The following is a 23,787-nucleotide window of genomic DNA, read 5'->3' on the forward strand; positions in this document are numbered from 1 at the left end:
GCCGGGCGGCACCGGAGCGGACGGTCAGGAAACGGACGGGTCAGGAGTGGAACGGAAGGGCTGCGTCACCCGCGAGGGCCGGTTCGCCGTCCTCTTGTGCCGGCAGCAGCGTGGCGCTGCCGTCGCTGACGGGGACGACGCCCAGCTCCAGCAGTTCGGACATGGCGGCGCTGCCTGCCATGTCGCGGACCTGGAGCTGATAGCGGGCGGTGGTGCGGTAGGTGCCTCCGGCGTCGTCACCGGTGCGCTGCAGGAACCCGGAGTCGGCGAGGAAGGCGACGGCCTTGCCGATGATGCCCGTCGTCGAACCGGCGAGCCTGCGGGCGTCCTTGGTGGCACCGGTGGAGCTGCGCCGTGCGTAGACCCGCCAGGCGGCCTCCAGGCCTGGGGCGTCGGTGGCCGGGTCGGCGTTCTCGCCGGCCTCCTCGGCACGCTCCGCCAGCCTGCGGCAGGCCTGCCGGACGAAGGAATCCACCCCGTTGACCGAGATGCGGCCGATGTAGGTGTCGTCGGCGAGGTCTTCCGGCCGGGGGAAGGCCATGGCGGCGACGGCGAGATGAGCCAGCCCGTGCAGGAACCGGTCGGCCGAGTCGGCGGTGGCACGCCGCGCGTAGTCGCCCATGCGGACGGCGAAGGCCGAGTCCTCGCCGGCGGCGAGCGCCATGCCCGCCCGGCTGGAGACCTCCAGGACGACCAGGCCCAGCCCGGTGGCGACCGCATCGGCGAGGCGCGCGAACCCCGGTTCGTCCCGGTAGCGCCGCAGCAGCCCCGCGTATTCGGAGTCGCGGGCGGGCAGCAGCTTCGGGTGCAGCCCGAACGAGACGAGGCGAGCGGCGTCGGCGGTGTCCGCGGGCGTGACGGCCACCGGTGCGGTGCGGGCCGTGGAGGCGGGCTCGCCGGCCGTGCCCTCCACGGCCGCGAAGGGGGCGCCGGGAGCGGAGGCGAAGCCGCTGCCCTCGTCGTGGTTGTCGGTCACGGGTGCGTCACTCCTGCGCCTCGGGTCGGATGCGGGAACGGGACGGGGCTGGGCGGGAACCTGGAGGGCCGGCGAGAGCCGGAGGGGAACGGCGAGGGGCGCACCGCGAGGGGCACTGCGCTCCGCCGAGTGAACTGGCCGCCACCGCAGCCCACTTCACGAGCTGCGGCGGCAGGCGGGTCGTGGCGGCTCATGCCGCTCCCTCGCGGCCCTCACGGGCCTCGCGGGCCTCGCGGCCGGACGCCATCCCCGCCGCGTCGAGCGCGGCGGTGCCGACGATCAGATCGGCTCCACCGAACTCCTCGTCGTCCAGCTCTTCGCCGTCGTCGACGGCGAAGAGCAGTGTCCGCTCGCCCTGGCGGTATGCGGTGCCCACGGGCGGACTCGCCGCGTGCACCGCCAGCAGCGAGACGAGGTAGGGAAGTTCGGGATCGAGACGCCTGGCGTCCGCAAGCAGCCCGGAGAGCCTGCGCGGCGCGTCCTGCGGCAGGTCCAGCAGCTCCATGGCCCGCTCCAGCTGTTCCTCGCTGAACCGGCTGTCATCGGGGGTGGCGATGAGGTCGGGCTCCGGCATCTCGGCGCCGAGATGTTCACGCGGCGCGGGCGGCGTGAGCAGCATCTCCGTCAGGTCCCCCAGACGTACGGCGCCGGGCGTGCGCAGCCCCGTCCCGCGGGCGAAGAAGGCGTCGGTCACCGCGCCGGCCTGCTCCACGGGCAACGGCAGCAGCGGCGCGAGCAGTTGGCCGTACAGATCGAGGCCGGCGCGGGCGGCGGGCGGCGCGAAGGACTGGCGGTCCTGCTCGGCGCGGAAGAGCGGGCCCGCCGCCAGCAGCCGGGACTGGAGCTGGGTGTGGCGGCGGATGCAGTCCTTGACGATGTCGACGAGCTCGGCGGCGCGGCGCTTGTGGTCGGGGCCCCGCTCGGACGCCGCCTCGTCGCGGGCGCGGCGGATGTTGGTGAGGATCGCGTTCTCGTGGCGGTAGCGCTCGGCGACGTGCTCCAGGGCCTCGGTGATCATGTCGGGAACGGTGCTCAGCCAGTCCACCGCGCGCACGTCGCGCCGGGTCGCCTCCAGGGTGCGGCGGAGCGTCTCCGCATACTGCACCGTGCGGTAGCGGGCCTGTTCGGCCGCGAGCTGTGCGTCGGCGAGGCGGCCGCGGCTGATGAGAACCTCGAGCTTGACCTCGGCGGCGATCTGGGCGCTGGTGACATCCGTGTCGAGGGCGCCCACCAGCACGTTGACGGCCTCGTCCGTGGTGCGCAGATACACGCTGCCGCCGGGGCCGGGGACCTCCTCGATGAGCTTGAAGTCGTAGTCACGGCGCACGTACGAGCCTTCCGGCCCGAATGTGCCGTACACGGCGCGGAATCCGCGGTCGACGCTGCCGACGTTGAGCAGGTTCTCCAGCACCCAGCGGGCGACGCGCTCGTGCTCCGCGGCGCCGCGCGCCGGGGCCTGCGCCGCGACGCGCGGCAAGAGCCTCGCCACGACGTCGTCGTGGTCGGCGCCCGTGTCGAAGTCCATCTGCAGGGTGACGAGGTCGATGGCGCTGAGGGCCACCTCCGCCATGGCGTAAGTGCTGTACTCCCCCGCCAGGTTGGCCTTGCGGACATCCAGGTCGTGCAGCGGAGCAGTGCAGGCCAGGGCACGGAGCCGCCGTGCCAGCCCCTCGTCGGCCGCGGGGCCGGGAGCCGGGGACGGGACGATCGGCGGGGCGTGCTCAGTCACGACGGACACACTATGCGGTCGCGCTGACAACGCCCGGAACAGCCCCTGTTGTCGGTTACGTCACCGGCGCGCGGCCCTCGACTGCGCGCTCCCCCACCGCAGTTCACGCCCGACGGCGCCGGACAGACGGCCCGTCAGACCTGACAGCGAGGAGGAGTTCAGCCGGCAGACCCGGCACCGGGCAGCGAGCAGACGCAGGAGCGCCCGGAGCAGGACCAGGACCTGGACCTGGACCTGGACCGTAGAAGTCACAGGCTGCAGCGGCGTGGACGGGCCCGGCTACGCGGGCTCAGCGCCCCGTCTCCGGGCTGAGCCGTCCGCGCACCGCGCTCTGCACTCCGGCTTCCTCCGCGGGATCGGCGGCGAGCCTCCGCAGCCGTTCGACAACCCGCTCGTCCCCGGTCGCGGCGGACTCCGCGGCGAGCGCGCGAGTCGTCTCCTCGCAGTCCCACAGGCATTCCACGGCGAAGCCCGCCGCGAAAGAGGGGTCCGTCAGGGCGAGCGCTCCGGCCGCGCGGCCGCGCAGCTGCGAGGAGGACGTCTCCCGGTAGATGTGCCGCAGCACCGGCGCCGCGCAGTCCACGCCGAGCCGGCCCACTCCGTCCACCAGCGGCCACAGCGCCTCGCTGTCGGGGCCTTCCTTCCGTACGGTCCGGCGCAGGGCGCTCAGCACGGCCCGGGCGTCCTGCGCACCGCCGCGGCACGCGAGCATCTCGGCGGCGGCGGTCGTGAGGCACTCGGGCAGCGCCCCCTCGGGCGCTGCCGCCCACTGCCGGGCACGCACGATCGCCGCCGTGCTGCGCATCCGCGCGAACGCGCACAGCGCGGCTTCGACGACGGTGGCGCCGGGGTCGGCGGCGGCCAGCTCGATGAGGCCGAGCACGTCGGGGTCGGCCCGGTCGGCGAGATGACGCAGCGCGGCGGCGCGTGCGGCCTCGCGCTGCGAGCGGGCCGCGGTCAGCAGTTCCTCACGGTCCTCAGGGCCCGCAACGGCGGAGAGGCACCGGGCGGCTGCCGCCTCGCGGTGCACTCGCGGATGCTGTTCGAATCCGTCCTGTGCCCAGTCGAGAACCTCGCGCACGCTCCAGCCCGGACGGGGGCCCTGCGCCTGCATCTGGCGCTGCCAGCGGTCGAAGCAGCCCTGTTCGCGCACCCGCAGCAGCCGCTCCGCCTGCTCGGGACGGGCCTCGTCCTCGGCCCACAGCCGCCAGGGGCGCGGCTCGAAGGCGTCCCGGGCCGCCGCGGCCAGCTCGGCGTCGCCTTCCGCCGTACCGGGGAAGCGGGCGAGGACTGCGGGGCCCAGCCCGCGCAGACCGGCGTCGTCGTCGCGGACGGCCAGCTCGTCCAGTGCCCACTGCCAGTTGGCCCCCGAAGCGGCATATCTGCGCAGGAGCGCCCTCGCGGCGGCGTCGTCGTAGGAGGCGAGGTGGCCGAGCACGGACAGCGCCAGCCCCGTGCGCGCCTCGCGGTCGCCGCCGGGCGGGAGTTGGTCCTCGGGAGCGAAGAGATGTTCCTCGATGTCGTCGAGTGAGGCGTCGAGCTCCATGTGGAGCCGCGCGTAGTAGAGCGAACGGTTCTCGATCCGCCAGTCCCGCCGGGGGTCGTGGAGCACGCACTGCCTCAGCGCGGCGAGCGCCTCGGCGCGAGGCGCCGCCAGCGCGTGCAGCGTGCCGTCGCCGCGGCCCCTCTGAAGGAGGCCGAGCAGCGTGCCGCTGGGCGCTATGTCTGAATCGACGGAATCGACGAACATAAGGGTCAGCATCCGGTGCGGGGTGTTCGACTGGCAACGGGATTTCCGTTGACCAGCATCCTTGCCGGTGGTCGCGGTTCTACTCCTGCTCCTGGCACGGCGCACAAGCGGAATGGCGGGACCGCCAGTACGGGCCGGGAGCTTACCCTCACTCCCCTCCGCGTGCCCCTCCGCCCGGACGAGCGCTCCGCCCGCACCTCGCCCCGGCGGGAGAGCCGCATATGTCCGGTGCACCACCCGGCCGGGTATCGCGAAACCACTTACGGACAGTCGCAGGCTGTGCAACAGTCGTAACCGAGCCCTCACTTCCCGTATCGGAGACCTCGATGCCCTCCCACCTCGATGCGGACCGTCCGGCCCCTCAGCCGCCCGAACGCGGCGCGCTCGACGCCCTCATCACGCAGGCGCGGCATCTGCGCGGCGGGATCGACGCCGTGCGTCCGCGCTCGGCGGACGAGGACGCGCAGGGAGTGGAGGACCCGGCCCGGCGCTGGCAGCGCGCGCTGTGCGATCTCGCCGCCCACCAGCTCGACGACCTCGGCCAGCACCTCGGGCAGCTCCGCGCGGGCGCGCCCGCGCAGCCGGACCCGCAGGGCGGCCCGCCTCCGGGCGAGGGTTCCGTCACGGCCGGTGCGGCGCGACCGGCGGCGCCCGCCGGCAGAGCGGGCAGCGCGGAGTGGAACCTGCTCACGGACGAGGTGTCCTGGTCGGAGGAGCTGTACGGCATCTTCGGACGCACCCCAGGGGAGGGCCCCCTCTCCCTGGACGAACTGCCCTCGTGGGTGCTTCCCGAGGACCAGCCGCTGCTGGCCGCCGCCGTGACGGGCTGCCTCGTCGACGGAAGGCCCATCGACCAGGAGTTCCGCATCATGCGGCCGGACGGCGCCGTGCGCAGCCTCCATCTGCTGGGTGAGCCGGTGCTCGACGGCCACGGCGGCACCGCCGCGATGTGGGCCGTGCTGCGCGACGTCAGCTCGCTGCGCCGCAGCGAGCTCGCCGTGCGTGAGAGCCGCGAGACGGTGCGGCACGAGCGTCACGCGGCACAGGCCGAGCGCAGGCTCGCGGCGGAGCTGCAGGAGACGGTGCTTCCGCCGCTGCGCGGCTCCCGGCGCATCGACGGCGGCGGTTCCGGCCGTACGGGCGGCCAGGGGGCGCTCGACATCGCCTCGCACTACCTGCCGTCCCCCACCAGCACCATGATCGGCGGCGACTGGTACGACGCCCTGGAGCTCCCCGGCGGGACCACCCTGCTCTCCGCCGGGGATCTCACCGGGCACGGTGTCGCCGCGGCCTCGGCCATGGCGATGCTGCTGGGCGCGGTACGGGGGATGGCCTTCGCGGGGGTGGAGCCCGGCGCGCTGATGGGTCATCTGAACGACCTGCTGGAGGCCTCGGCGCAGCCCGCTCTCGGCAGCGCCGTGTGCGGCCGCTATGACCCGCGCGACCGCACCTTCACCTGGTCCCAGGCGGGACATCCGGCACCGGTCGTCTTCCGCGGCGCCGCCGGCCGGGCGCTGCGGCCGCCGCAGGGCGTGCTGCTCGGTGCGACACCGGGCGCCGCCTACGGGCAGCGCACCGAAGTGCTGCGGCCCGGCGACCTGTTGGTGCTGCACACCGACGAACTCGCCCCTCGCGTGGGGCCGTCGGGCACGGCGGCCGCGCAGGGCACCGCGCCGGAGCGGCTGCTGGCACTCGCGGAGCGCTTCGCCGGGGCGCGGTCGGCGCAGGAGTGCGTGCAGACACTCGTCGACGAGTTCGGCGGCCGCGAACGCGAGGGCGACGCCTGTGTGCTGGTCGCCCGCGTGACCGGCTGACGGCAACTCACGGGGCCCGCGGCCCTGTTGAAGCGGTCGCGGGGAGCCGCGCGGGGAGCGGCGCAGGGAGCGCGGCATTCGGGACGGCAGAGAAGAAAACACCCGTGCGCGTTCATTTGTTGGAGTCAGAACGCTCTCTCTTGACGTCACGTTTCTTCAACGCGAAGCTTTCGCTCGCCCTGGACGTGACCGTCCGACCCGACGGCTTCACGTGGTGAACTCATCCGGGCGCGGCCGCAGGCCCGTCCCCGTTCCTCTCCTCTGGAGGATGCGTGCGTACCAACTCCCGCCGGAACTTCCTGCGAGCAGCTCTGGTCGGTGCGTCGGCGGTGGCCGCGCCCGTACCGCTGGCGGGCGTGGCCCGCGCCGAGGGCGCGGACACGCCGGCGGCCGCGAGGGCCTCCGGGGAGGCGCCCGGCGGTCCCGGGGCGAGCACGGTGTTCACGCCTGCCGACAAGACGGGCTTCGGCACCTCCCGCACGAAGGAGAGCCTCGTGTGGTTCACCCTGCAGGGCGGCCGCATGAGCGAGACGTACTACCCGGACCTGAGCACCCCCGCCGCCCGCCAGACGCAGCTCGTGGTCACGGACGGCAGGACGTTCGTCGAGCGTCTCAGCGACGGCGAGTCCCGTACGGAGCTCTGCGGCCGGGACGGGGCCCCCGTCTACCGGCTGACCAGCAAGGGCACCGGCTGGTGCGCCGTCACGCGGTACGTCACCGACCCGGAGCGGGCAAGCGTGCTCATCGACGTCGACGTGCGCTCCGAAACGAACGCCCCGCTGCGGGTGTTCCTGCTGCACGACCCGTCGCTCTCCGGGGACGGCGACGACGACAGCGCCTTCCCGCAGGACGGGGCGCTGGTCGCGAAGGACAAGCACGCGGCGAGCGCACTGGTCGCCCACGACGGATTCGCCGAGTCCACGGTCGGCTACCTCGGCGTGAACGACGGCTGGAGCGAACTGTCGGAGAACAACGGCAACTTGGAGCACCATTACGCCACGGCGGGCCCCGGTAACGTCCTGCAGACCGGGCGGCTCCGGATCGACGGACGCACCCGTACCCGGCAGACGGTCGTGCTCGGCTTCGGTGAGAAGCCCGCGGATGCGGTCAGCACGGCACGGCGCTCGCTCCGCCGGGGCTTCGACGCGGCGGCCCGTGCGTACGAGCGCGGCTGGAGCGACTACCTCGCCGGCCTGCCCGGGACGCCGGGGAGCCTGCGCACACCGTCCCAACAGGCCCTGTACACCGCGTCCGTTGTGACGCTCGCGGCCGGCGAGGACAAGCGCAACCCGGGGGCGTTCATCGCTTCTCCGTCCATGCCCTGGGACTTCGCCTCACGCCACGTCGTGCCCGAGACCGGCCCGTACCACCTGGTGTGGCCGCGGGACCAGTACCAGATAGGCACCGGCCTCCTCGCGGCAGGCGACCGCGCGGCTGCGGAGCGGGCCCTGGACTTCATGCTCAGGACACAGGAGTCCGACGGGCACTGGGCGCAGAACTGCAAGGTCGACGGCGAACCGTTCTGGACGAACATCCAACTCGACGAGACCGCGGCACCGATGCTGCTCGCGTGGCTGCTGGACCGCCACGATGCCAGGACCCTGGATCGCCTCGTCCGGGCCGCGGACTTCATCCTCGGCTTCAAGAGCGAGGAGGGCTACAAGGCGCCCTACAGCCAGCAGGAAAGGTGGGAGGAACAGTCGGGCTACTCGCCCTCGACGATCGCCTCCGTGATCGCGGGGCTCGTCTGCCTCGGCGACCTCCTCGAGCGCGGCGGCCAGGGAGAGAAGGCGGCCGAGTACCTCAAGGCAGCCGACAAATGGCAGAAGTCGGTCGAGGACTGGACGGTGACGACGAAGGGACCCGACTCCTCCGAGCCCTACTATCTGCGGCTCACCAAGAACGGCAAGCCGGACTCCGGTATGAAGTACGAACTCGGCAACAACATCGAGACGCCCGTCGACCAGCGCACCGTCGTCGACGCCGGGTTCCTGGAGCTCGTGCGGCTGGGCGTCAAGCGGGCCGACGACCCGGTGATCCTCAACTCCCTCGCCGTGGTGGACCGCAAGCTCGCGGTGGACACTCCTTCCGGCCGGCACTGGTACCGCTACTCCGGCGACGGCTACGGCGAGCAGCCGAACGGCGAGCAGTGGACCGTCAACCGTCCCGAGGTGAAGACGACCCACGGGCGGCTGTGGCCCATCTTCTCCGGCGAGCGCGGTGAGTACGAACTCCTCTGCGGCGACAGGCAGTCGGCGGCCGGGCGGCTGCGCGACATGGCCTCGACGGCCGGCGAGACGCTGATGCTGCCCGAGCAGGTCTGGGACGACCGGCCGCCGGTGCCGCGTGAGCAGTCCGGCACCGGCACGGCCTCGGCCACGCCGCTCGCGTGGACGCACGCGCAGTACGTGCGCCTCGCCCGGTCCCTGGAGCGCGGCACTCCGGTGGAGTACCCGACCGTGGTCGCGGAGCGCTATCTGCGCCGCTGATCCGGCCCGGCCCGCCGGGGGGAAGGACCGCTGCCGCTCACACCGAGCGCAGCCCCCTGCTCCCCGGCAGCTGGGCCGGCTTGGGCTCGTCGGACAGCTTCGGCCGCCTGGGCTTCCTCGGCAGCGCGTGCTGGATCTCCTCGCGCAGGTCGGCGACGGTGCCGTGCCCCGCGTACTGACCCGTGAGCCGGTACATCTCGCGCAGCCTGTCCCAGGTGCGGTGCGAGGAGTTCTCGCCGATGCTGACGAGGGCGAGGCGGGCGTAGCGGTCGGCCTGTTCGGGCTCGTCGGCGATGAAGTAGGCCGAGGCCAGCGAGATCCAGTCGAAGATCTTCGAGCGCTGCCGCTCCTCGGCCCGCAGCTGGAGGGCCTGCTTGGCGTGCCCCTCCGCCACACGTGCCGCGGCCGGCTCGTGCTCGGCGAGCGTACGGAAGGCCAGGGCCTCCATGCCGTGCAGATCGGCCTCGTCGAACATCTGCATCCAACTGGGCGGCGGCACATCGCCCTTGTCGGAGGCGAAGAGGTCCTCCGCCTCCCCGAGCGTCCGCCGCATCTCCTGCCCCCGGCCCATCGACGCCTGCGCCCACGCCTCGATGGTGTGCAGCATCGCGCGCGTACGAGGCAGGGTCTCCGCGCCGGATCCGGCACGGGCCAGCTTCATCAGGTCCAGTGCGTCGTCCGGGCGTCCGAGGTGCACCATCTGGCGTGCGGCGCGCGAGAGGGCCTCGCCCGCACGTGGCCTGTCACCCCCCTCGCGGGCCGCATGCGCGGCGATGACGAAGTACTTCTGTGCGGTGGGCTCCAGGCCGACGTCGTGCGACATCCACCCGGCGAGGACGGCGAGGTTGGCCGCCACGCCCCACAGCCGCCGCTGCAGACGGTCGGGATGGTGGTAGGCCAGCATCCCGCCCACCTCGTTGAGCTGGCCGACGACCGCCTTGCGCTGGAGGCCGCCGCCACGTGCGGCGTCCCATGCGCGGAAGACCTCGACCGAGTGCTCGAGAGCCTCGATCTCCTGCGTTCCCACCGGGGCCGCGTCGTACCTGTCGAGGGCCGCGTGGTCCACGAGGCGCGGATGGCCCGGGTGACCGGGGTGGAGAGTGCCGGCGGCGGAACCGGGGTCGCCGCGGAGCCAGTCGTACATGGCACTGCTGAGTGCCGATCCTGCGGTGAGTGCGGCGCCCGCGCCCACCAAGCCGCGTCGGTTGAGCATGAGGTCCATTCCCGTGAATTCGGTGAGGACCTCGGCCGTCCGATCGGGCGCCCACGGCAGCCCGTCCAGTCCGGACTGCTGCCGTCTGGCCGGCTGCCCCGCCTTGCTGAACCCGAGGTCCTCGATGGTCACGACACGGCCGAGTCGCTCGGTGAACAGGGCCGCCAGCACCTTCGGCACCGGATCGCGCGGGGTCTCCCCCATGTCGATCCAACGCCGCACCCGCGAGGTGTCGGTCGCCAGCTGCGCGTGGCCCATGGCCACCGACTGCCGGTTCACGAGCCGCGCGAGCTCGCCCTTGGACCATCCGGCGAGGCCGAACAGGTCCGCGAGACGGGTGTTGGGTCCCTTGGTCACGTCAAGCCCCCAGGTTCTCGGCTGAGTTGACAGTAACCCCCGCTCAACTGCCCTGCGAGTATTCGCCAGGGTTCGCCAGGGTCCGCCAGATGGTGTGCCACCCGCGCGCGGGTGTCCTGTAGGACCGCGCCACCCCGGTCCCCGTCCGGTCCGGCCGCGCACTCCCCAGGGTGCCGGCCGCCTCCCCCGGACGGGACCGGCGGGCGCGCAACCCGTCGGCGTACGAAGGGACCCTGCTCACCATGCATCCAGCGACGTCCGCCGTGTCCGCACCGCTCCGGCCGCTCGGCACGCCGCCCTACGGCGGCGGTTCCCCCGCAGCTCCCTTGAAGGAGGGGTCCGCCGCCCCCCGTACCGCCCCTCCACGGGCCGGCACCGCACGGGCACGGCTCGCGGGCGGCGCCGCATCCCAACCCGTCAGCGGGAGACTGGACTTGTCCGGGCCACACGGTGCACAGCTGCGCGCGGCCATCGCCTCCGTCCACCGGATCTGCCCGGAGTTCCACCCGGTGCAGGTGCTGCGCCGCGTCGGCCGCTCGGTGCTGGTGTCCGGGACGGCAGGGCGGAACGCCGTGGTCGCCAAGTGCCTCGTGGACAAGGGCGATTCGTCCGTCGAACGCTTCCGGCACGAAATAGCGGCCTACCGCACCTTCGTACGCCACCGGCCCCCGGTCCGGGTGCCGAGGCTGGTGGCCGCCGACCCGGAGGAGTGCGTGCTGGTGATCGAGCGCATGCCGGGCCGCGTGGCGGCATTACGGCGGCATCTGCTCGACTCCCCGCCGCGCGCCGATCTGCGTGCCGCGCTGGGCGCGTTGTGCAAGGTCAACCTCTGGCATCCGCCGGGTCCGGCCTTCACCCGCCCGATCGACTATCCCGCGCGGCTCTCCCGGTGTCACCAGCAGGGCCTGCTGACGGACCGTGACCTGGGAGACCTGCAGACCCTGCTGCACGGCGTCGCCAAGGCGCACGGCACGGGCGGCGGCGCACCCTGGCAGTTCTGCCACGGCGACGCCCTGCTGACCAACGTTCTGCTCGCTCCGCCGGGCCCCTCCCTGGTCGACTGGGAGCATGCGGGCTGGTATCTGCCCGGGTACGACCTGGCGACCCTGTGGGTGGTGCTCGGTGACGCACCGATGGCCCGGCGCCACATCAGTCAGCTCGCCCAGGCGCAGGGGGCGGCGGCGAGGGACGCGTTCCTGGTGAACCTGATGCTGGTGCTGACGCGCGAGATCCGTACGTACGAGACGGCCATCCAGCGCACGATGCGCGAACCTGCCCCGTCCGCTCCCACGGGCGGCGGTCAGGAACGTCCGGGTGCGATGGCCACCGGAGAGCAGCAACGGCTGCTGCTGCGGCGGCTGCACGACGACTGCGGGCTCGCGCGGCGTGCGGTGCGTGCCGCCGTGGGCACCCGGTAGGCGCGGGCCGGCGCAGCGGCCTGCGGGCGGTTCCGCCCGTCACCTGCGGGGCGTCACCGGTCTGGACAGGTGACGCCCCGCAGACGTACGGGGACGCCCGTGTGCGCACCCCAACGCACCACGCTGACGTGCGAATTCTCCTCCGCGTACGGTCATTGACGGATGGTCGGGCAACCGATACCTCTGAGGCCTGCTCGCACCTGTAGCGACGGGCCCAGACCGAGGAGGCCGCATTGCCTGGATCACCCGGATCTTCTGGTTCGCTTCACGACTCTCCCGACCCGCTCAGACGCCTCGCCCGTGGCATTTCCCGAGGCGCCCCGTCAGGAAGGGGCACACCCCGAAGCCGCCGCTCCCGTGCGCTGTGGGCCGCCGGCACCGGTGTCGCCGCGACGGCGCTGCTGCTCCCCCTGGTCTCCGCCGGTCCGTACGCGACGGCGGAGCAGCGCGGCACCTCACGGCTCCAGCAGCAGTTCACCGACGCCGCCGAGGAGTACGGGGTGCCGGAGAGCGTGCTGCTCGGGGTCTCGTATCTGCAGTCCCGCTGGGACGCGCACGACGGCGCCCCGAGCGTCTCCGGCGGCTACGGGCCGATGCACCTGACCGATGCGCGTACGGCGCTCGCCGGGTCGGCGGCGACGCGAGCGGAGCACGGCGCGGGGCACTCCGGCGAAGAGGACGCCCGCGGCGACACGGCACGCCCGGTCCGTACCGCCGGTGCTGCGGCGGCTGACACCGGTGCGCCGCGCGCCCGCGATCTGCCCGCGCGCCTGCGCACCGCCGAGGCGGCCGCGAAACTGACCGGCCTGCCGGCGAAGGAGCTGCGCGGGTCCACGAGCGCGAACCTGCGCGGCGGCGCGGCGCTGCTGGCGGCGGCGCAGAAGAAGCTGGGACGTTCCCTCAGCTCCGATCCATCGGACTGGTACGGCGCGGTGGCCGCCTACCCGCAGGCATCCGAGCGGGGAACCGGGTCCGTGTTCGCCGACGACGTGTTCGAGGTGATGCGTTCGGGAGAGCAGCGCACCACGGACTCCGGGCAGCGGATGCGGCTGGAGGCCGACCCGGGCCTGCGCGCAGGCCCGGGTCGGCCGGGTGGTCCCGGGCAGGACGGGCCGGGCCCGCGCTCCGCGGCGAAGGAGAGGCCCGAGTGCCCCCGCAGCGTGTCCTGCGAGTGGCTGCCCGCGCCGTACGAGGAGTACACGGACGACGACGGCAATCCGACCTACGGGAACCACGACAAGTCCCGCCGTCCCGGCTCGGCCTCCATCGACTACATCGTGGTGCACGACACCGAGGGCCGCTGGGACACCGTCCTGGACCTGGTCCAGGACCCGACGTATGTGTCCTGGAACTACTCGCTGCGCTCCTCCGACGGTCACATCGCCCAGCACGTACGGGCGAAGGACGCGGCCTGGCACGCAGGCAACTGGTACGTCAACGCCAAGTCGGTGGGGCTGGAGCACGAGGGCTTCCTCACCGATCCGGACGCCTGGTACACCGAGGCGATGTACCGCTCCTCGGCCCGCCTGGTGCGGTATCTGGCCGCGAAGCACGACATCCCGCTGGACCGGCAGCACATCCTCGGCCACGACAACGTGCCCGGCGTGACCACCGCCAACATCCCCGGCATGCACACCGATCCCGGCCCGTACTTCGACTGGCAGCACTACTTCACGCTGCTCGGCAAGCCCTTCGTACGGGGCGCCGGGAAGGACAGCAGGCTGCTGACGGTCCGGCCTGACTACGACAAGCACCGGCCGTCGTACACCAAGTGCGACGACTCCGGTGATCCCTGCCCGCCGCACGGCTCGGGTGCCGTGCGGCTGCACACCGGGCCGGACGCGGACTCCGGACTGGTCGAGGACGTCGGGCTGCACCCCGGCGGCGGCAAGTCGACCACCGGCGTCAACGACACCGGCGCACGCGCCAGCACGGGCCAGCAGTACGCGGTCGCGGGCCGCAAGGGCGACTGGACCGCGATCTGGTATCTCGGCCAGAAGGCCTGGTTCCACAACCCCGGGGAGCAGCCCACCGCCGTTCCCTCCCGGGGCAAGGTGGTCGTACCGAAGGCGGGCAAGGACGAGATCCCTGTCTACGGGCGGGCCTACCCGGAGAAGGACGCCTACCCCGAGGGCGTGCCCGTGCAGGAGCTCTCACCGCTGCCGTACAAGATCAAGGCGGGTCAGGCGTACGCCGCGGGCCTCAGGACGCGGGGTGAGTATCTCTACGCCAAGGAGTTCGACCCCGAGGCGGAGAAGTTCAAGGTGGTGCGCGGCGATCTCACGTACTACCAGATCCAGCTCGGTCACCGCGTCGCGTTCGTCAGGGCGGACGACGTGCGGGTGACCGGCTCGTCGTCGTAGGACCGCCGGTCCCGAGGAGAGCGGGAAGCGGAAGGGCCCGGCGCGCGTGGCCGGCACGGAGTGTGCCGCCACGGGCGCCGGGCCCGTTCACGGGTCCGTGAGCGTCACTGCTGGAACATCTCGGCGGGCAGGGGCTTCAGCAGCGCGTAGAGGTCGCTGGTGATGGGCCGGTCCCAGCTCGCGATGGTGACGAGGACGCCGTCGCTGCGGTCGAACTGGACGCACGAGATCCGCTCCTCGGAGCACTTCACGCGGCGCACGATCAGCAGGTTGTCCTCGTGCATGACCGGGTCGTCCTCGACGCCGGTCACCTCGACGGCTTCGTCGTTCTCCAGCGCCGACAGCAGCTGCGCCACCTCGAAGGGGACCTGGCTGCCGGTGACCTCGCGGGCCGGGGAGCCCTCCGGCAGGTTTCCGATGATCATCGCCGGCCCGCGGCCGCCGAAGAGGTCGTACCGCAGGAAGACGCCCTGGCAGGTGCCGTCCGGGGCGGGCAGCAGGCCGGCGCCCAGGTTGCCCGGCCAGTCGGTCGGGTCCATGGCCAGGACATCGAAGTCCGGACCTGCTGGAACGGACGCACTGCGACGGCGGAGGAACGACATGCCGACATGGTACGTCCCCCGGAGCAGCCCTTCCCCGGGGCGCCTCAGCATGGTCACGGTCCCGTCACCGCGCACGGCGGAGGGCTCCCCGGCAGGTGCCGCGCCGGGAGGATGTGCCGGGCTGCGGCGGAGCGGCGACGCGTGACGTCGGCCCTGCCAGGGTCCGCGTACGGGACGGGCCTGACCCGGGCCCGCACGACCCGGGGTCGCGCACGGCCTGACGGTGGCACACACAGCTGGACTGCCGGACATCCTGCGGCAGTTGGGCAGCACCAGCCGAGCGGGGACAAGTCCGGCCCAGGCCACCGGGCCGGGCCGCACGTCAGATCAGGCCAGGCCCGATCAGGCCGGATCAGGTCAGGTCGAAGCGTCCGTTGCGCGCACCGAGCACGAACGCGTTCCACTCACCCGGTGAGAAGATGACCGCCGGGATCTCGGGTGTGCGGCCGTTGCGCATCGCGATGTAGCCCTCGACGAAGGCGATCTCCACGCCGCCCATCGCCTGGGTGCCCGACTGCCAGCGGGCGTTGGTGAGATCGAGGTCCGGCCTCGTCACGGTGCTGGTGGTGGTGCGCTCGGCCACGTGCGCTCCTCCTGGTTCTCTTCGCGGAAGAGTTCAGCGTAACGACCGCGGGAGGGCGCCCGACAGTGCCGTGCTGCAGCCGATTGCGCCCGGGGCCGGGCGCGGGCGCCGTCAGACGATCTTGTCGCCGTTGAAGATCCCGAGGCGCTCGCGGTACAGCTCGACGGGCACACCGTTGGGGTCCCGCAGATAGAGGCTCTCCTCCACCCCGCGGTCCGGTCCCGCGTACTCGACTCCCGCCGCGTCCAGTGCACTGCGCGCCGCCGCGTGCGCATCGCTCTCCATCGACAGGGCGAGGTGCTGCACGCCGCCGACCGTCTCGGCGAACGGCGGGTGGTCGTGGCCGGGGAAGTCGAAGAAGCCGAGCAGGTTGCCGTTCCCGATGTCGAAGAAGAAGTGCGTCGAGCCACGGTAGTCGCGGTTCTCCACCAGTTCGACGAGCGGGAAGCCGAGGAGCTCCTGGTAGAAGCGGATGGTCTCCTCCACGTCACGGCAGATGAAGGCCACGTGGTGTACGCCGCGGGCGGTCGTGTCCGGCCGGTCGGGGACGCCGAGCAGATAGCGGGACCGCAACGTCTCCCGCCGGGTGCGCAGTTCCTCCAATGCCGTTCCCTCCGGCTCAGCCATCGCGGACCTTCCTGCAGAAGTGATTGGTCGTTCAACCATTCACTCTACGGGGCATCCGGGGGCGAGTTGAACCTGCAGCCGGGGCCTTGGGCCGGCCGGGCGACAGAACGGTACAAAGCAGGCGCGAGGCCGCCCGGCTGTCCCGGGCATCGGGCGCCGCTGGACGGAGAGTTCGTGAACGCCGCCGAGCGTGCCCACCGGTCCCCGCCGTGCCCTCCGGTCAGTTCCTCTCTTCCGCGAGGAACGTCTGCACCGTCGCGGCGAACTCCTTGGGCCGCTGCTCGTGCACGAGATGGCCTCCCTCCTCGACGGTGACGAACCGCCCGTGCGGGATGCGTTCCGCCATCGCCGCCATGTCCTCCTGCGAGAGATGACTGCCGGACCCGCCGCCGACGATCAGTGTGGGTGCGGTGACTGCGGCGAGCTGTCGCCACCAGCGCGGATCGGGTTCGTTGCGCTGCCGGGTCCACTGCTTTCTGACCTCGAAGTCGAACAGCGGACGTCCCGGCGGCGGTTCGGGGACCGCACGGGGCGGATCGAGGGGCCGCAGCGCGACCGTCTCCTCCAGCACGAGGCGCTCGACCCTCTCGGGGTGCTCCCCCGCGAAGACCGAAGCGACGGCCGACCCGAAGGAGTGCCCGATGAGGATGACGCGAGCCAGGCCGAGTTCGTCCAGGAAGCACCGCAGGTCCTCGCAGAACAGATCCAGCCCGTACTCGCCGGGCCAGTCGCTGCCGCCGTGCCCGCGCAGGTCCGGCGCGTACAGCGGGTGCGCGGCGGCGAGCTGGGCGACCAGCGGCCCCCGCCAGTCCTCTCCGTCCTCGCCCAGGCAGTGCAGCAGGACGACGGGGGCGCCGCCGGCGTTCTCCGCCCCCCAGGTCCGGTAGGCGATCCGGATGCCGTTCGCCGGCACCGTTCGGACTTCGTCACTCATACGGGCGACGCTACTGCAGGTCCTTCCCGGACTCCGGCTGCCGCTGCCGGGCGAGTCCCGAGCGGCGGCGGATGTTACCCCGGGCGTGGCTCACCGCGCCGGGCCTGCCCCGTGACGGTCGTCCGCCTCCAGTACGGCCATGGCCGCGTTGTGCCCTCCGATGCCGCTCACGCCGCCGCCCCGTACCGAACCGGCGCCGCACAGCAGGACGTTGGGGTGAGCCGTCTCCACGCCCCAGCGACGCCCGCCGTCCTCGTCGGTCCACGGGAAGGAGAGGTCTCCGTGGAAGATGTGACCGCCCGGAAGGCGCAGCTCGCCTTCGAGGTCCAGCGGGGTCTTGGCCTCGATGCACGGTCTGCCGTCGGCGTCCAGGGCCAGGCAGTCGGCGACGGGCTCCGCCAGATGGCGGTCCAGTTCGGCGAGAGTACGGTCCAGGGCCTTCTGACGGAGTGCGGCGCGGCCGGAGCTGTCCGCGGCCTCGAAGCAGCCGGCGGGTGTGAGCAGCCCGAAGAGCGTGAGGGTCTGGTAACCCCCGGCGGCGAGCTCCGCGCCGAGGATCGTGGGGTCGGTGAGGGAGTGGCAGTACAGCTCGGAGGGCGGAACCCGGGGCAGCTCCCCCGCCTCGGCCTGCCGGTGGGCCTCGGCCAGCTGCTCGTACCCCTCGGCGACGTGGAAAGTGCCGGCGAAGGCCTCCCGTGCGTCGACTGAGGCGTCCTTGAGACGGGGAAGCCGGCGCAGCAGCATGTTGACCTTCAGCTGCGAACCGCTGACCGGACCGGGGCGGCCGCCGTTCCCGGAGACGTTCCCCGGGCCGGTGTCCTCCCCGAGCATCTGTGACAGCGCTTGCGGTGAGGCGTTCACCAGGACGCGGCGGGCGGCCGCCGTGCCCTCGCCGTCGGCGGTTCGGTAGTGCACATCCGCGGTGGCGCCGTCGGTCTCGACGCGGTGCACGGTGTGGCCCGTACGGATCTCCGCACCTGCGGCGCGGGCGGCGTCGGCGAGGGCGTCCGTCAATGCCCCCATACCGCCGACGGGCACGTCCCAGTCGCCGGTGCCGCCGCCCACCACGTGGTAGAGGAAGCAGCGGTTCTGCAGCAGCGAAGCGTCGTGCGCATGGCTGAAGGTGCCGATGAGGCCGTCGGTGAGCACCACGCCCCGCACCAGGTCGTCGGCGAACCTCTCCTCGATCGTCTCGCCGAGCGGCCGCTCGAACAGCGCCTCCCACGCGGCGTCTTCGCCGATCCGCGCCTTCAGCTCGGCGCGGGTGGGAAGCGGTTCGGTGAGCGTGGGGAAGACGCGCTGGGCCACGCGCTGCGTCATTCCGTAGAAGCGCTCCCAGGCCTCGAACTCCCGCTCCCCGCCGGTGAGCCGGGCGAAGGACTCGCGCGTACGGGCCGTGCCGTCGCCGACGAAGAGGCCGGTTGCCCTTCCGTCGCGCACGGCGGGCGTGTAGGAGGAGACGCCGCGCTTGCGTACGGCGAAGCGCACTCCGAGGTCGTCGATGATCCGCTGCGGCAGCAGGCTCACCAGGTACGAGTAGCGCGAGAGCCGGGCGTCGACGCCCGCGAAGGTCTGCTCGGAGACGGCGGCGCCGCCGGTGCGGTCCAGCCGCTCCAGCACCAGGACCCGCTGTCCTGCGCGGGCGAGGTAGGCGGCGGCCACAAGGCCGTTGTGGCCGCCGCCGACGATGACGGCATCGTGGGCGGCGCTGTCGTGTGAGGTCTCGTGGGACGCGTGGTGGGAGGCGGCAGGCATGCCTCTTCGTAGCATGTCCCGGCCCGTGCGCACAGGTTCATTCGTCCGGATCGGAGTCCGGCGTGACGTCCATGCCGAGCACGCCGGCCGTGTGGAACATCTCCGACGCCAGCTGCCGCACGTCGCCGGTGCCTTCGAGACGCAGCACGACGTGTGCGGTGTCCTCGGCCCCGGGGCGCTCCCCTCCCCCGGGCTCCCCCGCGGGCCGCGGCACCCTGTCGACCCTGACCCCGAGGATGCGGAAGTCCCGGTCGGTGCACATCTCCATCAGCTGCGGCAGCAGTGCCGCTCCGGTGCGGTAGCGCAGACGGACCGTGGACTCCTTGGCCGCGCGCTCGGCGAAGAGGCGGTTCGCGACGAGCGGGTAGCCGCGGATGACGACGAAGTGCAGGGCGGTGGTGACGGCCGCGAGCACACCGAGCCCGCCGCCGCAGGCCATGCCCACGCCGCAGGTGAGCCAGACGGTGGCGGCGGTGGTGAGCCCGCGTACCGCGTCGCGGCGTACGAAGATCAGGCCGCCGCCGATGAATCCGATTCCGGCGATGATCTGCGAGGCGACACGGGACGGGTCGAAGGAGACGTCCTCCATGCCCAGCACGTTGCTGAAGCCGTACTGGGAGATCTGCATCATCAGGGCGCTGGCGATGCCGACGAGCGCGTGCGTGCGCAGTCCCGCGCTCTTCTGCCGGGTGCCCCGCTCCCAGCCGATGAGGGTGGAGAGCACCAGCGCCAGGCCCAACTCGGCCAGCTGGGACCAGCCCTGATGGTTGTGCACGTCCCAAAGGGGAGCCGCCAGATCCATCGCACGCGCCTCCTCTTGCGCCGGTACGCCGCGGAAACTATCAGCAAACGCATGCTTTCCTGACTATTCCGACACAAGGTTCCAGCCACGCTCCGGCATGCCGTTCCCCTGGGCGGCCCGCCCGCCTCCCAACCCCTGAGGCAATCAAGGCGGTTCGGCATTCAACGTAAGGGCATTCTATGAACCCTTCTCCGAACAGACCTGCCGCCGGGGGGAGTTGAGGTCCGCTCAAGCCGTCCTCTCCGTACACACAGGGGCACGCCTCCCGCACATCGGCCGCCGGAACTCTGTGAGGGCTCCCCGCCCAACTCGATTACCACCAGAGGCTGCTGACATATGCTCAGCACATACCCACCCGGGCCCAGGGCGGAAGAATCGGGGCCAGGCGCACGGAAAAACCGGCTCCCCGCGCATTGCGACCTGGAATGGTGGTTCCGGTCGGTCATGACGCTGAGTAGGGTGTGCGTTGCTGCCGGGAACCGGACCAGTTCCGGTCGAATTCGGGTTGCCCGGATTGTGCATATTGGGCGGCATTCGCGCAGAGAGCAGACTCGGCAGGAGAGCATGACCGCTGGCTTTTTCGAAGGGCAGTACGTGTGGCACCCGGCGGCCGATGACCGTCAGCTCGCACGAGCATGCGTGGATGTGCGGGCGGGCCGGTATCTCAGCGCGTACGAGGTGCTGAAGGACGCCCGCAGGGACGCCGGCCTGCGGGCCCACCGTTCGCTCGTGCTGGCCTCCGAGGCATGCGACTCCGACCTCGCGGAACGCTGGCTGTCCGAGGAGCCCAGCAAGGAGGCGGCGCTGATGTGGGCGCGGGTCTCCTCGCTGCGCGCGCTGCGCGCCGCGGACGCGGAGGACCACCGCGCCGGCGACCTCGGCCGCATCGCCTTCGCCGCCTGCCAGCGGGCGGCGCTGATGGCTCCCAGGGACCCCACGCCGTGGGTCAGCCAGCTCTCCCTTTCCAGGCTCCAGCGCCCCCGGGACCCGGCGCCGCAGGGCCTCCTCACCGCGCCGCCGGGGCCGTGGGTCCTCTTCTCGCACATCCTCCGGCTCGACCCGTGGCACCGCGAGGCCCATCACCGGTTCCTGTCCTTCTTCTTCGCACGCCACGGCGGTTCGGCCAACGCCGCGTGGGACGTTGCGGCCTTCCTCGGCCAACGGGCCCCCGTCTCATCTCCGTTGAGACTGCTGCCGCTGGTGGCCCTCATCGAGGAGCACGACCCGTCGACCCTGCTGGCCGACCGCACATGGGAGCAACCCCAGTGGAAGGCCACGGCGTTGGGGGCCTATCAGCACTGGCTGCCGGAGGTCGCCGCCGGTGAGTTCACCCCGGTGCTCGACCTGGCGTACCTGGCCCACGCACTGATCATGGCGCACTGCGAGTTCGAGGCGCGTCCGGTGTTCGCCGCCATGGGCCCCTACGCCTCACGCATGCCGTGGAGCGCCCTCGGCGACCCCGAGCAGCAGCTCAGCAAGGCCCGGCTGGCCTGCGGGCTGCCCGTACCGGGATCGCGCGGACGCGGTGGGGGCTTCCGCGCCGGCGACGGCCCGTGATCCGCGGCCGCCCCTGGACGGACGCCGGCTCCCACCGCCACCCCACCGATAACGGCGAGGCTTCCCCGATATCCACACGAGAAAGGCCCGAACGTGCCCGACACCGCCTTCACAGGCCGCACGAGAATACGACAGCGGGAAGCGCCTGTCGCTCTGGACGATGATGCGACGCTGCACGCGATGGGATATCCGCGGAAACTCACGCGGCGGTTCCGCGCGTTCGACAATTTCGCGATCTCCTTCACCATCATCAACATCATCTCCGGAATCTTCTCGTCGTTCGGGTTCGGAATGAATGCGGGCGGCCCGTTGGTCCTCGTATTCGGCTGGATCAGCGTTTCGGTGCTGGTGCTCTTCATCGGTGCGTCCATGGGCGAGATCGCATCCGCCTATCCCACCAGCGGCGCGCTGTATTTCTCGGCCGGGAAGCTCGCCAAGCACAACAAGGGCGCATGGTCCTGGTACACGGGGTGGCTGAACTTCGTCGGCCAGGTGGGCGGCACGGCGGCGACGGGGTATGCCGCCGCCACTTTCATCCAGGCGCTCGTCGCGATGCAGTGGCCGGGGTACGAGGTGACCGGGCACCGCACGGTGCTGATCACCGCGGCGATCCTGCTGCTCCAGGCCCTGGCGAACACCTACACGGTGCAGCTTGTCGCCGTCTTCAACCGCATCTCGGTGTGGTGGCTGCTGATCGGCATGGTCGTGATCGTCACCGCCCTGTGGGTGATGCCCGAGCACCACCAGTCGGCGTCCTTCGTCACCCACTTCGCCAACAACACCGGTTTCACGAGCGCCCTTTACGGCGGCATGCTGGGCCTGCTCGTGACGAGCTGGACCTTTACCGGCTTCGACGGCAGTTTCCATATGTCCGAAGAGACGGTCCGGGCCACCGTGAACGCACCGCGTGGCATCATGCGTGCGATCGGTTACTCCGCCATCACAGGTCTGATCCTCATGCTCGCCCTGGTCTACGCGATCCGCGACTACGGCAAGGAGGCCGCCGCGGACGCCCCGCCCGTGCAGGTTCTCATCGACGCCCTTGGCATGGGCACAGCCAAGCTTCTCCTGCTCATCGTGATCGGCGCGATGCTCTTCTGCGGTCTGGCCAACATGACCAGCAACACCCGCCAGATCTTCGCCTTTTCACGTGACGGCGCAATGCCGGGGTCCCGCTGGTGGCATTCGGTCTCCCCGCGCACCCGTACACCCGTGAAAGCCGTATGGCTCGCGGCGGCCTGCTCCCTGATCCTGGTCATCCCGGGCTGGTGGTCCAAGACGGCGTTCACTGCCATCGTCAGCGTCAACGTCGTCGGGCTCTTCCTCGCCTACGCGGTGCCCATCTATCTCCGTCTCCGGCTGAGCGACTTCCAGCCGGGTCCGTGGCACCTCGGGCGCTGGGGCAGGCCGATCGGCATCGTCGCCGTGGCGTGGATCCTCGTCAGCAACGTCCTGTTCATGCTTCCCCACGCCTCACCGATCACCGTGACGACGTTCAACTACGCGCCGATCGCTCTGGGCGTGGTGCTGATCATCGCCACGGCGTGGTGGTTCGCCACCGCCCGGCAGCGCTTCCAGGGGCCGGTCAGCTACGGCAGTCCGGACGAAGTGGCCGCCATGGACCTGATCTGACACAGCGCCGGCGGGCCGCCACCGGCCGGCCCGCCGGCCCACCCACCCAGTGGAAAGGACGCACAAGGCATGGAACCTCTCGGGGACGACGCCCCGTACCCGGCCTCCGCCGAAGGCCCGGGCTCCGTGACGGCCCCGTCCGGCGGCAGCGGCGGCGCGGGCGAACTCGCCGTCTCCCGCGCCTCGTCGGACGAATGGCTCCGAGTGGAGGAGTGGGCGGCCGAGGAGCAGTGGAACCCGGGGCTGGGCGACACGGCCTGCTTCCACCCCACCGACCCCGGCGGCTTCTTCCTCGGACGCGTCGACGGCAGCTCCGTCTCGGCGGTCTCCGTGGTCAACTACTCCCCCGGCTTCGCCTTCCTCGGCTACTACCTGGTCCGTCCGGACTTCCGCGGCAAGGGCGTGGGCCTGGCCACCTGGGAGGAGGCTGTGCCGCACGCCGGGACGCGGACAATCGGCCTGGACGCCGTCCTCGAACAGCAGGAGACCTACGGCCGTTCGGGCTTCTCCCCCGCCTACGGCACCTGCCGCTACGGCGGGCGTCCCGCCTCCCGCGGCACTCCGCCGCCCTGCGTGGGGCCGGCGACGGAGGATCACTTCGACGCGCTCGCCGCCTATGACGAGGAGTGCTTCCCGGCTCCACGCCGGGGCTTCCTCCGCAGGTGGCTCACCGCCGCGGCCCACCGTGCGCACGTCTTCGTACGGGACGGGGAGCCGGCGGGCTACGGCGTGATCCGGCAGGCCAGGGACGGTCACCGCATCGGCCCGCTCTTCGCGGACACCCCGCAGGCGGCCGAGGCACTCTTCGACGCACTCACCGCACACCTCAGCGAGGACGACGAGGTCCATGTCGACATCCCCCGTACCAACGAGGCGGCCGTCTCTCTCGCCACGAGCCGTGGCCTCTCTCCCGGCTTCGAGAGCGTCCGGATGTACAAGGGCCCGCCGCCGGTCGTACGTGCGGAGCGCGTGTTCGGTGTCACGAGCCTCGAACTCGGCTGAGTCCCCGGCTGAGACCGCGGCCGCCGCACCCGCCCGCGAAATCCGCCGGGCAGGCCCCGCGCGTCTCCGCACCTGCCGCCCCGTGCGGCAGGGTGTAGGAGTGCAGCCGGTGCGGGCGGCACCCCGCGCCACGGCGGGATTCATGACAGGCGGTCAGGGAGACCTCGCGGCGCGGCGGCGGACG

Annotated in this window: 17 protein-coding genes; 7 read left to right on the forward strand and 10 right to left on the reverse strand. The window is 72.0% G+C overall.

The window, feature by feature from the left end; translation table 11 throughout:
- Positions 1-40: 40 nt before the first annotated feature.
- From AN215_RS00945 to AN215_RS00955, 3 genes are all read right to left on the reverse strand, one after another.
- Positions 41-976, reverse strand: coding sequence for a hypothetical protein (locus tag AN215_RS00945; RefSeq protein WP_107374249.1), 936 nt, complete (start codon positions 974-976; stop codon positions 41-43).
- Positions 977-1,166: 190 nt separating this feature from the next.
- Positions 1,167-2,705, reverse strand: a complete 1,539-nt coding sequence (locus AN215_RS00950) for a hypothetical protein (protein WP_070012728.1) — start codon at positions 2,703-2,705, stop codon at positions 1,167-1,169.
- Positions 2,706-2,994: 289 nt separating this feature from the next.
- The gene (locus tag AN215_RS00955) at positions 2,995-4,455 is read right to left on the reverse strand and encodes a hypothetical protein (RefSeq protein WP_070012727.1); all 1,461 of its coding nucleotides are present in this window, start codon (positions 4,453-4,455) and stop codon (positions 2,995-2,997) included.
- Positions 4,456-4,781: 326 nt separating this feature from the next.
- On the opposite strand from AN215_RS00955, the gene AN215_RS00960 reads away from it, so the two are divergent.
- Positions 4,782-6,269: a PP2C family protein-serine/threonine phosphatase gene (locus tag AN215_RS00960; protein ID WP_070031082.1), complete on the forward strand. Its 1,488-nt coding sequence runs from the start codon at positions 4,782-4,784 to the stop codon at positions 6,267-6,269.
- A gap of 272 nt (positions 6,270-6,541) precedes the next feature.
- A complete protein-coding gene (locus AN215_RS00965; RefSeq protein WP_216093862.1) occupies positions 6,542-8,758 on the forward strand; it encodes a glycoside hydrolase family 15 protein in 2,217 nt (738 codons plus the stop codon).
- A 37-nt stretch (positions 8,759-8,795) separates the two neighbouring features.
- Here AN215_RS00965 and AN215_RS00970 read toward each other — a convergent pair whose 3' ends face one another.
- Positions 8,796-10,328, reverse strand: coding sequence for a DNA-binding protein NsdB (locus tag AN215_RS00970; RefSeq protein WP_070012725.1), 1,533 nt, complete (start codon positions 10,326-10,328; stop codon positions 8,796-8,798).
- A 242-nt stretch (positions 10,329-10,570) separates the two neighbouring features.
- Between AN215_RS00970 and AN215_RS00975 the strand changes: the two genes are divergently transcribed.
- Together AN215_RS00975 and AN215_RS00980 are read left to right on the forward strand one after the other, a co-directional pair.
- On the forward strand, positions 10,571-11,746 hold the full coding sequence (locus tag AN215_RS00975; protein ID WP_070012786.1) for an aminoglycoside phosphotransferase family protein: 1,176 nt from the start codon (positions 10,571-10,573) through the stop codon (positions 11,744-11,746).
- A 362-nt stretch (positions 11,747-12,108) separates the two neighbouring features.
- Positions 12,109-14,109 (forward strand): N-acetylmuramoyl-L-alanine amidase, encoded by a 2,001-nt coding sequence (locus AN215_RS00980; RefSeq protein ID WP_070031100.1) that lies wholly within the window; start codon positions 12,109-12,111, stop codon positions 14,107-14,109.
- Positions 14,110-14,213: 104 nt separating this feature from the next.
- On the opposite strand, the gene AN215_RS00985 is transcribed toward AN215_RS00980, so the two are convergent.
- The 6 genes from AN215_RS00985 to AN215_RS01010 all read right to left on the reverse strand — a co-directional run bounded on the left by AN215_RS00985 (position 14,214) and on the right by AN215_RS01010 (position 19,412).
- Positions 14,214-14,711 carry a hypothetical protein gene (locus AN215_RS00985; RefSeq protein WP_070012785.1) on the reverse strand — a complete coding sequence of 166 codons (498 nt, stop codon included), beginning with the start codon at positions 14,709-14,711 and terminating at the stop codon, positions 14,214-14,216.
- A gap of 352 nt (positions 14,712-15,063) precedes the next feature.
- Entirely contained in the window at positions 15,064-15,294 is a 231-nt protein-coding gene (locus AN215_RS30170) for a DUF397 domain-containing protein (protein WP_070012724.1), read from the reverse strand.
- 111 nt (positions 15,295-15,405) lie between these two features.
- On the reverse strand, positions 15,406-15,921 hold the full coding sequence (locus tag AN215_RS00995) for a VOC family protein (protein ID WP_070012723.1): 516 nt from the start codon (positions 15,919-15,921) through the stop codon (positions 15,406-15,408).
- 220 nt (positions 15,922-16,141) lie between these two features.
- Positions 16,142-16,855: an alpha/beta fold hydrolase gene (locus AN215_RS01000; protein WP_070012722.1), complete on the reverse strand. Its 714-nt coding sequence runs from the start codon at positions 16,853-16,855 to the stop codon at positions 16,142-16,144.
- A 90-nt stretch (positions 16,856-16,945) separates the two neighbouring features.
- Positions 16,946-18,610, reverse strand: coding sequence for a phytoene desaturase family protein (locus AN215_RS01005; protein WP_070012721.1), 1,665 nt, complete (start codon positions 18,608-18,610; stop codon positions 16,946-16,948).
- A gap of 37 nt (positions 18,611-18,647) precedes the next feature.
- Positions 18,648-19,412 carry an MgtC/SapB family protein gene (locus tag AN215_RS01010; RefSeq protein WP_070012720.1) on the reverse strand — a complete coding sequence of 255 codons (765 nt, stop codon included), beginning with the start codon at positions 19,410-19,412 and terminating at the stop codon, positions 18,648-18,650.
- Positions 19,413-19,976: 564 nt separating this feature from the next.
- Here AN215_RS01010 and AN215_RS01015 point away from each other — a divergent pair.
- The 3 genes from AN215_RS01015 (at position 19,977) to AN215_RS01025 (ending at position 23,603) form a co-directional block, all read left to right on the forward strand.
- Positions 19,977-20,969, forward strand: coding sequence for a hypothetical protein (locus AN215_RS01015; protein ID WP_171904103.1), 993 nt, complete (start codon positions 19,977-19,979; stop codon positions 20,967-20,969).
- Positions 20,970-21,149: 180 nt separating this feature from the next.
- Entirely contained in the window at positions 21,150-22,601 is a 1,452-nt protein-coding gene (locus AN215_RS01020; RefSeq protein WP_070012719.1) for an amino acid permease, read from the forward strand.
- 69 nt (positions 22,602-22,670) lie between these two features.
- On the forward strand, positions 22,671-23,603 hold the full coding sequence (locus tag AN215_RS01025; protein WP_171904104.1) for a GNAT family N-acetyltransferase: 933 nt from the start codon (positions 22,671-22,673) through the stop codon (positions 23,601-23,603).
- The last annotated feature ends 184 nt before the right edge of the window (positions 23,604-23,787 follow it).

The sequence above is a fragment of the Streptomyces abyssalis genome, assembly GCF_001751365.1.
Classification (GTDB): Bacteria; Actinomycetota; Actinomycetes; order Streptomycetales; family Streptomycetaceae; genus Streptomyces; species Streptomyces abyssalis.

What these genes read in the sequence shown, in the direction of transcription:
- AN215_RS01005 (WP_070012721.1), bottom strand. Translation starts at nt 18,610, where the DNA reads ATGCCTGCCGCCTCCCACCACGCGTCCCACGAGACCTCACACGACAGC.
- AN215_RS00985 (WP_070012785.1), bottom strand. Translation starts at nt 14,711, where the DNA reads ATGTCGTTCCTCCGCCGTCGCAGTGCGTCCGTTCCAGCAGGTCCGGAC.
- AN215_RS01010 (WP_070012720.1), bottom strand. Translation starts at nt 19,412, where the DNA reads ATGGATCTGGCGGCTCCCCTTTGGGACGTGCACAACCATCAGGGCTGG.
- AN215_RS01020 (WP_070012719.1), top strand. Translation starts at nt 21,150, where the DNA reads ATGGGATATCCGCGGAAACTCACGCGGCGGTTCCGCGCGTTCGACAAT.
- AN215_RS01000 (WP_070012722.1), bottom strand. Translation starts at nt 16,855, where the DNA reads ATGAGTGACGAAGTCCGAACGGTGCCGGCGAACGGCATCCGGATCGCC.
- AN215_RS01015 (WP_171904103.1), top strand. Translation starts at nt 19,977, where the DNA reads ATGACCGCTGGCTTTTTCGAAGGGCAGTACGTGTGGCACCCGGCGGCC.
- AN215_RS00955 (WP_070012727.1), bottom strand. Translation starts at nt 4,455, where the DNA reads ATGTTCGTCGATTCCGTCGATTCAGACATAGCGCCCAGCGGCACGCTG.
- AN215_RS00960 (WP_070031082.1), top strand. Translation starts at nt 4,782, where the DNA reads ATGCCCTCCCACCTCGATGCGGACCGTCCGGCCCCTCAGCCGCCCGAA.
- AN215_RS00995 (WP_070012723.1), bottom strand. Translation starts at nt 15,921, where the DNA reads ATGGCTGAGCCGGAGGGAACGGCATTGGAGGAACTGCGCACCCGGCGG.
- AN215_RS00975 (WP_070012786.1), top strand. Translation starts at nt 10,571, where the DNA reads ATGCATCCAGCGACGTCCGCCGTGTCCGCACCGCTCCGGCCGCTCGGC.
- AN215_RS01025 (WP_171904104.1), top strand. Translation starts at nt 22,671, where the DNA reads ATGGAACCTCTCGGGGACGACGCCCCGTACCCGGCCTCCGCCGAAGGC.